Origin of the sequence: Saccharothrix sp. NPDC042600 (genome assembly GCF_040647305.1) — a bacterium.
Taxonomy (GTDB): domain Bacteria; phylum Actinomycetota; class Actinomycetes; order Mycobacteriales; family Pseudonocardiaceae; genus Actinosynnema; species Actinosynnema mutabilis.
This window is the reverse complement of record NZ_JBEZBW010000179.1, coordinates 1-8,971: the sequence shown is the minus strand read 5'-3', so window position 1 is coordinate 8,971 and position 8,971 is coordinate 1. Positions and strand designations below refer to the sequence as shown.

At 72.6% G+C, this 8,971-nt stretch carries 9 protein-coding genes; all 9 read left to right on the top strand.

The window, feature by feature from the left end; genetic code table 11:
• Positions 1-159: 159 nt before the first annotated feature.
• The 9 genes from AB0A74_RS41785 (at position 160) to AB0A74_RS41745 (ending at position 8,835) form a co-directional block, all read left to right on the top strand.
• Positions 160-729 (top strand): TetR/AcrR family transcriptional regulator, encoded by a 570-nt coding sequence (locus tag AB0A74_RS41785; RefSeq protein ID WP_358258660.1) that lies wholly within the window; start codon positions 160-162, stop codon positions 727-729.
• A gap of 102 nt (positions 730-831) precedes the next feature.
• Positions 832-1,233 (top strand): GntR family transcriptional regulator, encoded by a 402-nt coding sequence (locus tag AB0A74_RS41780; protein WP_358258658.1) that lies wholly within the window; start codon positions 832-834, stop codon positions 1,231-1,233.
• A 136-nt stretch (positions 1,234-1,369) separates the two neighbouring features.
• Positions 1,370-2,182: an ABC transporter ATP-binding protein gene (locus AB0A74_RS41775; protein WP_358258656.1), complete on the top strand. Its 813-nt coding sequence runs from the start codon at positions 1,370-1,372 to the stop codon at positions 2,180-2,182.
• Positions 2,179-3,204 (top strand): hypothetical protein, encoded by a 1,026-nt coding sequence (locus tag AB0A74_RS41770; RefSeq protein ID WP_358258654.1) that lies wholly within the window; start codon positions 2,179-2,181, stop codon positions 3,202-3,204. The genes AB0A74_RS41775 and AB0A74_RS41770 overlap by 4 nt, the downstream gene beginning before the upstream one ends.
• Before the next feature lie 80 nt (positions 3,205-3,284).
• Positions 3,285-4,418 carry a glycosyltransferase 87 family protein gene (locus tag AB0A74_RS41765; protein ID WP_358258652.1) on the top strand — a complete coding sequence of 378 codons (1,134 nt, stop codon included), beginning with the start codon at positions 3,285-3,287 and terminating at the stop codon, positions 4,416-4,418.
• A gap of 10 nt (positions 4,419-4,428) precedes the next feature.
• The gene (locus AB0A74_RS41760; protein WP_358258650.1) at positions 4,429-5,205 is read left to right on the top strand and encodes a phosphotransferase; all 777 of its coding nucleotides are present in this window, start codon (positions 4,429-4,431) and stop codon (positions 5,203-5,205) included.
• A 30-nt stretch (positions 5,206-5,235) separates the two neighbouring features.
• The gene (locus tag AB0A74_RS41755) at positions 5,236-6,279 is read left to right on the top strand and encodes a hypothetical protein (protein WP_358258648.1); all 1,044 of its coding nucleotides are present in this window, start codon (positions 5,236-5,238) and stop codon (positions 6,277-6,279) included.
• Between the two features lie 29 nt (positions 6,280-6,308).
• The gene (locus tag AB0A74_RS41750; protein ID WP_358258646.1) at positions 6,309-6,923 is read left to right on the top strand and encodes a pentapeptide repeat-containing protein; all 615 of its coding nucleotides are present in this window, start codon (positions 6,309-6,311) and stop codon (positions 6,921-6,923) included.
• Positions 6,924-7,197: 274 nt separating this feature from the next.
• Positions 7,198-8,835 carry an FAD-dependent oxidoreductase gene (locus tag AB0A74_RS41745; protein ID WP_358258644.1) on the top strand — a complete coding sequence of 546 codons (1,638 nt, stop codon included), beginning with the start codon at positions 7,198-7,200 and terminating at the stop codon, positions 8,833-8,835.
• Positions 8,836-8,971 lie beyond the last annotated feature (136 nt).

Here is an 8,971-nt window from a genome sequence, read left to right as displayed (position 1 = left end):
GCGGCGGGCAGCGGCGCGGGCGGCGGCGGGCGGGCGGTGTGGCGGGTGGCGGGTGGCGGGTGGCGGGTGGCGGGTGGCGGGTGGCGGGTGGGTTGTCGCGTGTTCGAGGGGCGCGGCGGGTTGGTTGACAGGTGAGAGTGTGAGTGATTGGTTAGTCTCATGCCTGCCGCCGAACGCCGTCTCTCCACCGCCGACGAGCGCCGCGAGACCGTCCTCCGCACCGCGCTCGCCACGTTCGGCACCAAGGGCTACTACGGCACGACCACCGGCGAAGTCGCCAAGGCCGCGGGCATCTCGCAGGCGTACGTGTACCGGCTCTTCCCCGACAAGCAAGCGCTGTTCCTGGCCGTCGTCGAGCGTTGCTTCACCCGGATCCGCGAGAGTCTCGCCGACGGCGTGGCACGGGCTTCCTCGACCACCCCGGACGCCGTCCTGTTCGCCATGGCCGACGCCTACGCCAAGCTGATCGCCGACGAGAACGCCCTCCTGCTCATCCAGATGCACGCCCAGTGCGCGGCGATCTCCGAACCCGCCGTGCGGGAAGTCGTGCAGCGCGGGTACGCGCGGACCGTCGAGTACGTGCGCGGCGTGTCCGGGGCGGACGAGGACCAGGTGCAACTGTTCTTCGCTCGGGGGATGTTGTGCCACTTGGTGGTTGCCGTCGATGCCGCGCACGTGGACGCGCCTTGGGCCCAGACGCTTTCCATCGGGCTTCGCCACTACACCTGAGCGACGGTCAGTGAGTGGTTGACCAGTCACGGCCGCGTGTTTGACAGCGGCGGTCGGGGTCCGTAACAGTGGTTTCACTAGTTGGTTAGTGGAAGGGTTCGAGTGATCGAGTTCCGGATCGATCGGCGGTCCGGGGTGGCGACCTACCTGCAGATCGTGCAGCAGGTGAAGCACGCGCTCCGACTGGGCCTGGTCGGCCCCGGGGACCGGTTGCCGACCGCCCGCGAAGTGGTGGAGCAGACCGCGATCAACCCGAACACGGTGCTCAAGGCGTACCGCGAACTCGAACGCGAAGGCCTGGTCGAACCGCGACCCGGGCTGGGCACGTTCGTGCGGCGTTCGCTCGTCACGCCCGGCGTGGCGGAGGACTCGCCGTTGCGGGGTGACTTGCTGGAGTGGATGGACCGGGCTCGCGGTCTCGGCATGGGGCGGGAGGACGTGGAGGCGTTGTTCCGGGCTGCCCTGGATCAGAGGTTCCGGGACAGCGGCCCCGGGCGCGAGTAAGCGGGCCCACAAGCCGGCGGGAGCGGGACCACAAGCCAGCGGGAGCGGGACCGAAGCGGGAGCGAGAGCCGGCGGGAGTCAGAGCGCCGGCGTGCGGTGGTGGAAGAGTGATGGGGGAACTGGGGTGGGTGTTGCCGTGCGTGCGCACGGGCTCGGGGTGCGTTATCGGCGTGACCGGGCCCTGCGCGACTGCTCGTTCTCGTTGCCGGCCGGTGGGGTGACGGCCCTCGTCGGCGCGAACGGCGCGGGCAAGTCGACGTTGCTCAAGGTCGCCGCCGGGCTGGTCCGACCGACCGGGGGCACGCTGGAGGTCCGCGGCGAGGTCGGGTTCGTCGCTCAGGAGAAACCGCTCTACCGCAACCTCACCGTCGCCGAGATGCTGGAGTTCGGCGCCCGCGCCAACCCCCGCTGGGACCGCGCGCACGCCGCCGAACTGGCCGACCGGGCCGGGCTGCCGCGCGGCACCAGGACCGGCAAGCTGTCCGGTGGCCAACGCGCGTCCGTGGCGCTCGTCCTCGCCCTCGCCCGCCGCCCCGACGTCCTCCTGCTCGACGAACCCCTCGCCGAGATGGACCCGGTCGCCCGGCAGGAAGCCCTCCGCTCGATCATGCTCGCCGTCGCGGAGACCGGCGCGACCGTGCTGTTGTCCTCGCACGTCGTCGCCGACCTGGACGGCGTGTGCGACCGGCTGCTCGCGCTCGACCGCGGCGAGGTCCGGCTGGACGGAGCCGTCGAGGACCTCCTCGACGCGCACCGGCTGGTCGTCGCGCCCCGGGACACCGACCTCACCGCCCACGACGTCGTCGAGGAACGGGTCGGCGAACGGCAGCTGACCGCGCTGGTCCGGCTCCGCGGACCGCTGGACCTGCCCGACGACCAGGTCGGCGCCCCCACCCTGGACGAACTCGTGGTGGCGCACCTGCGCCGGAACCGGGCGGTGGCCGCGTGATCTGGTTGACCTGGCGGCAACAGCGGGTGGCGCTGCTCGTCCTCGCCGTGTACGTCCTCGCCCTCATCGCGCTCATGGCCTTCCACCGCGACGCCATGCTGGACCACATCGAGGCACGGGCGATGTGGCCCTGCGTGCCCTCGCGCATGGACGAGGCGTGCCTCCACGCGATGGACAGCACGACGTGGCGGTGGCAGACCGCGGTCGAGAACGTCCGGCTCGCCTTCATCGGGTACGGCCTGCTGGTCGGGGTGTTCCTCGGCGCACCCCTGTTCGCGCGGGAGTTCGAGCAGCACACGTACCTGCTCGCGCTGAGCCAGTCGGTGCGCCCCGGCCGGTGGTTCGCCGTCAAGGTCGCGTTCGTCGTGCCCGCCGCCGTCGGCGCACTCGTGCTCGGCGGCGTGTACCTGTGGTGGACCGCGCCGATGGGCAAGACGATCATCCCGCCCGACGGGTTCCACGCGGGGCTGTTCGAGACGCAGGCCCCCGCGATGTTCGGGTACGTGGTGTTCGCGGTCGGCCTCGGCGTCGTCGCAGGGCTCGCGGTCCGGCGGGTGGTGCCGGCGATGGCCGTGACCCTGGCCGGCTGGCTCTCCACCTTGTACGTGGTGCGGACGTTCGCCCGGCCGCGCTACCTGACCCCCGTGGTGGACGAACGCCCCTACGGCGTCCCGAACGCCGGCTACCGGGACGACGGGGACCGGTGGCGCCTCCACGAGGGTGTCACCGACCTCGCCGGGCGGTTCGTGCCCAACACCGACCGGTCGGTGCAGGCCGCCGCCGACGCCTGCCGGTTCTCCACCGACGAACCGTGGCAGGAGTCCGCGCTGCGGGCCTGCATGGCGAAGCAGGGCTACCGGTCCGCCGCCGACCTGGTGCACCCCGGTGACCGGTTCTGGTTGTTCCAGGCGTTCGAGGCGACCCTGTTCACCGCCCTGGGCGTGCTGTGCCTGATCGGCGCGTCCTGGTGGCTGCGCCGGCGTTTCCGCCGCGAAGTCCGGGTTCCGGCTCAAATCGACTGAGTGCGAACGCGCGCTTCGGCGCGCGTACTCGCATGCCCATCTTCCACTAACTGACTAGTGGAATCAGTAAGGAGCGCTCCGTGCTGCGACGCCGTCCCGCGCCGACCACCCTCACCCGCTCACGGGTTCCCGTGGCCGTGGTCGCCGCCTCCCTCGCGCTTTACGTGGTGCAGGCGCACGTGTGGCCGTTGGAACGCTGGTTCATGTACGACCTGGACATCTACCGCCAAGGCGGACAGGCCGTGCTGGACGGCGCGAGCCTCTACACGGCCCGGTTCAACGGCCAGCCGTTCACCAACACACCGTTCAGCGCCCTGCTGTTCGCCGGGTTCGCGCTGGTGCCGATGGAGGCCGCTCGACTGGTCATGGCCGGCCTGACGGTCGGCGCGCTGGCGGGCTCGGTGTGGTGGTCGGCGCGCATGTCCGGCCGCGGGCTGCCGGTCGCGGCCGGGGTGTTCGCGGTGGCGCTGTGGCTGGAACCGGTGCAGTCGAGCCTGACCTACGGGCAGGTCAACGTGGTGCTGATGGCGTTGGTGCTGCTCGACTTCCGGGGCCACCGGTGGCAGGGCGCCGGCATCGGGCTGGCGGCGGCGGTCAAGCTCACCCCCGGGCTGTTCGTGGTGTACCTGCTGCTGACGCGGCGGTTCCGGGCGGCCGGGGTCGCGGCAGGGACGATGCTCGCGACGGTCGCGGTCGGGTTCGCCGTGTTGCCCGAAGAGTCGAGCCGGTACTGGGGCGGGGTGTTCCTCCAGTCGTCACGGCTGGGCGGCGACCTGTACTACGTCGGCAACCAGTCGCTGCACGCGTTGCTCGGGCGGACCGTGCCCCCCGGCTGGCTCACGGTCTGCTGGGTGGCGGCGGTGGCGGTGGTGCTCGTCGTGGGGCTGCGGGCGGCGGTGCTGTTGCACCGGCGGGGCGGGGAACTGGCCGCTGTGCTGACGGTCGCGCTCACGGCGTTGCTGGTCTCCCCCGTGTCCTGGCACCACCACTGGGTCTGGTGCGTGCCGCTGGTGGTGCTGCTCGGCCGCCGCGCCGGCGCGGTCGTGGTGCTCCTGGCGGCGTGGCCGATCCCCGGTTCGGACGCTTTCCCGCTGCCCCAGGGACTGTTGTCGGTCGGGCCGCTGGAGAACCTCTACGCCCTGCTGGGGCTGGTGGCGCTGGGGTGCGCCTGGCGCGCCGCTAATTCGGTTCGCCGGACGGCGGACATCGGTTAGCGTCGGGCGGGTGGACGGCGAGATCCTGTCCGGCGGCACGACCACGGTCGTGCGGATCGGCCGCACCGTGCGCCGGCCGGTGCGCGCGTGGAGCGAGGCCGTCCAGTGGCTGCTGACCGGGCTCGCCCGCGCGCAGGTGCGCGGCGTCCCGCGGTGGCGCGGCGTGGACGAGGAAGGCCGGGAGGTGCTCGACTTCCTGCCCGGCGAGGCGGGGACGTCGGCGGACCGGGTGCCCGACCGCGCGCTGGTCGGCGCGGCGAAGCTGTTGCGGCGGGTGCACGACGCCACGGTGCCGTTGCCGGACAAGACGTCGTGGCGGTGGCAGTTGCCGGTGGTCGAGCCGGTGGAAGTGGTGTGCCACGGCGATTTCGCACCGTACAACTGCGTGTTCCGCGATGGCGGGACCACCGGGGTGTTCGACTTCGACGCGGCCCATCCCGGCCCCAGGAGCTGGGACCTGGCTCACGCGGTCTACCGCTTCGCACCTCTGTCCACTTCGGACACGAGCGACGCCGGTGAACAAGCCCGCCGGGCCAGGCTGTTCCTGGATTCGTACGGGCGCACGCGCGGTGAGCGGTTGGACGTCGTGGACGCCCTGGTCCCCCGCCTGCTCGCCCTGGTCCACTTCATGCGCACGGCCGCCGCGAACGGTGACCCGAACTTCGCCCGCCACATCGAAGAAGGCCACGCCGACCTCTACCTGCGTGACGCCGACCACATCACCGCGCACCGCGCGATGTGGGACCGGATCGTCGTGGGAGAACCGGTTTCCCCGATCCGGCCGTGACCGGTTCAAGGTCAACATAGGATTCGGCGCATGGCGTCCGAACTCCTGCTCGCTGGTACCCCCGCGCGGCCCGGCCACGGTCTCCGCGCCACCGTGCGGACCGCTCGCGCGCACACCGTGGACCAGGAGTACTTCGCCGGTCTCGGCGTCGAGGCCCTGCTGGTCGCGCCGTACCTGCGGGTGCTGGGCGAGAAGGGCGACCGCCGCGTCGCCGTCGGGATGACCGAGGTGACCGTGCGGGCGGACGGCGACCCGGTCGTCACGGTCGTCGTGCAGGCGACGTGGCACGAGAACGGCGGCTGGCGGCAGGAAGAACCGCCGCACGCCATCGAGGTGGCGCCGACCCTGGCCGGCCCGGCGCACGTCGTGTCCGGTGACCCGCGGGCCGTGGCGGCGACGGCGGCCAAGGCGTTCGCCGAGGCCTCGCGCGCGGAGCTGGCACGGCTGCGCGGCATCCGCTACGAGCTGGAACGCCAGATCGCCGACCTGCTCTCCCAACGCCGCGCCACCGCGCTGCGACCGCTGCTGGCGGGCATCATCGAACTGTCCATCGCCACCGGCCGCGCCCGCGACCACGCCCGGGACGCCTGCCGCAACGGCCTGTGGGTGTGGCTGTGGGACCCGGACACCTACCACCGCAACCGCGACAGCTCCGGCCCCGGCGACACGCACCGCGCGGCCCTGCGCCACTGCGAGGCGATCGACGCGGAGCTGGCCGAGGAGGCGGAGCGGTTCCACGCGCTGCTGACCAGCATGTCCACCTTCGCGGTGGCCCAGGACGGCGAGGCGCAGCAACGGTTCAACACGATCGCGGCAGCGGCGGCGGCCGGACTGGGGCTGCCGGCGCTGATCCTGTCCCTCTACGGCGCGGACACCTTCCTGCCGTTGACCTCCTTCGACCACGCCTGGCGGGCGCTGCTGCCGATCGCGCTCACCGCGCTGGTGGTGGTGAGCGTGGTGCTGCGCCGGATGCCGGGCCGTGCGACGGCCCGGCAGTACGCGTTCGGCCTGGGCCTGGTGATCGCCTTGGTGGGCGTGCTGTTCGCGGCGGGAGCCCTGGCGCCGGCGGGTTAGGGCGCGCCGGGCAGTGGGATAGTTCCGGTGTGGCCGAGCGCAGACGTGGCACCCCGACCCCGCCCACCGACACCACCGTCCTGGACCGCGACTGGACGGTGAACGAGGTCGTCGGCGAGACCCACGAGCGCACGCTGTTCGTGGACGTGGACATGGCGGACCTGCTCAACCGCGGCTCGACGTTCCGCGAATGCGTGTTCCGGGGCGTGGAGTTCAACGCCTCCACGCACACCGAGGCCGCGTTCCTCAACTGCACGTTCGTCCGGTGCGAGTTCTTCGACGCCACCTTCACCGACTGCAAGGTGGTCGGCAGCACGTTCGACGGCGGCAGCTTCGACGTGCTCAGGGTCAGCGGCGGCGACTGGTCGTTCGTCGGGCTGCCCGGGGCGGACCTGCGGCGGGCGTCGTTCACCGGGCTGCGCATGCACGACGTGGACCTGACCGGGGCGAAGTGCGCCGGGGCGACGTTCACCGAGGTGGACCTGTCCGACGCGTGGCTGCACGGCGCGGACTTCACCGGGGCCGACCTGCGCGGCTCGGACCTGTCCGGCATCGACATCACCGCGGCCACGCTCACCGGGGCGCGGATCGAACCGGAGCAGGCCGTGACGATCGCGCTCGCGCTCGGCTTCAGGATCGGCTGAGCGCGTCAGCGGGTGAGGCGGCCGTAGAGGTCGGACGGCCAGCACGTGCAGCCACGCCGTGTCGTAGGCGGCGCGCACCCGTTCCGCCGCGATCGACCGCGGGTCCAGGCCGAACCGGCGCACCAGCCGGGCCGCCACGCCCTCGACATCGCGCGGTCGGATGATCCCGTCGTCGTTCGCGTCGAGCGGCGGGGAAGCACTACCTGGTCGGGTGAACTTCGCCGCGGGCCCCGGTCCACTCGCTAGCGTCAGGCGGTGACTTCGGGAGGTCACCGTGACCACAGCGGGACTGCGGGTCGTGGCCCGGCCGGGTTCGGCCCGCGCGCACGCGATCAAGGATTTCCTGGCGCGCAACCAGGTGCCGTTCGACGAGGACGCGGCCACCGACGCCCGTGAACCCGTGGCGGTGCACCTGCCCGACGGCGCGGTGCTGGCCGACCCGAGCCTGATCGAGTTGGCCACGGCCCTCGGCCTCACCGACGAGGCCGACCCGGGCGACCACGACCTGGTGGTGGTCGGCGGCGGCCCGGCGGGTCTCGCGGCGGCCGTCTACGCGGCGTGCGAGGGCCTGAGGGTGGTGATCGTCGAGGACGACGCCCCCGGCGGCCAGGCCGGCTCGACCTCCCGCATCGAGAACTACCTGGGCTTCCCCACCGGCCTGTCCGGCGGCGACCTGGCCCGCCGCGCCCTGGCGCAGGCGAGGAGGTTCGGCGTGCGGTGGCTGTCGGCCCGACGGGCGACCGGCCTGCGCCGCGAGGGCGACCTGTGGGCCGTGGACACCGACGACGGCACGACCGCGCGCGGCACGGCGGTGTTGGTGGCGACCGGGATGCGGTGGCGCGAACTGGACGCGCCGGGCGCGGCGGAGTTGGCCGGGGTGGGCGTCTACTACGGGGCGAGCACGATCGCCGCCGACGACCACGCGTTCGTCCTGGGGGCCGGCAACTCGGCCGGCCAGGCGGCCCTGCACCTGGCCGAGCACGGGACCCGGGTGTCGCTGCTGGTGCGGGGGCCGTCGCTGGCCGACAGCCCCATGTCGCGCTACCTGGTCACGCGCATCGAGGAGTCGGCCGCGATCGAGGTGCTGACCGGGACCGTGGTCGAGGCGGTGCGCGGCGACGGCCGGTTGCAGGAGGTGGTGCTGCGACGCGGCGGGGAGGTCGTTCCGCTGCCCGCGCAGGCGTTGTACGTGCTGATCGGCATGACGCCGTGCACCGACTGGCTGGGCGGGCAGGCGGTGACCGACGCGAGGGGCTTCCTGGTCACCGGCACCGACCTGCTGCGCCTGGACGCGGCGTGGCCCCTGGCCCGCGCGCCGCTGCTGACCGAAACGACACTGCCCGGCGTGTTCGCCGCCGGCGACGTGCGCTCGGGGACGGTCAAGCGGATCGGTTCCGCGATCGGCCAGGGAGCGGTGGCCAGCGAGGCGGTGCTGCAGTACGTGAAGGCGGCGTCCCCGCCACGCGTGCCGGAACAGGTGTCGTCGTTCGACCTGCTGGACGCAGACCGGGACGGGGTGTTGAGGGAGGAGGACCTGACGACCTTCGCGCACCGGTTGGTGTCGGCGTTCGACGAGCCCCCGGACTCCGTGCGCGCGGCCCGGGTGCACTCGGCGTGCCGCGAGTTCTGGACGTCCCTGGTGACGGTCACGGGTCGCGACGAGGTGGACGCGGCGGTGTTCGCGGCGTCGGCTCCGGAGGTGGACTTCGCGCCGTTGGCCGACGCGGTGCTGTTGTTGTCGGACACCGACGCCGACGGGTCGGTGACGCTGGGCGAATTCCAGCGACTACTGGCGGCTTTGGGCGCACCGGCGGAGTCGGCGGCGGCCGCGTTCCGAGTACTGGACCAGGACGGGACGGGCTTCCTCGACACCCGACGACTAGCCGCAGGCGGCGTCCTCTTGGGCACCTGACACAACCCATCCACCGCGCGCGAAGCGCGGTCGCTCTTATCGGGCTGCCAAGCCAAGGAAGGGCCTCGGTTCGTTCCCCGTACGGCCTGGGCGCAGCCCAACCGCGCTTTGGGGTTCTTGGCAACCAGCTTTTCCG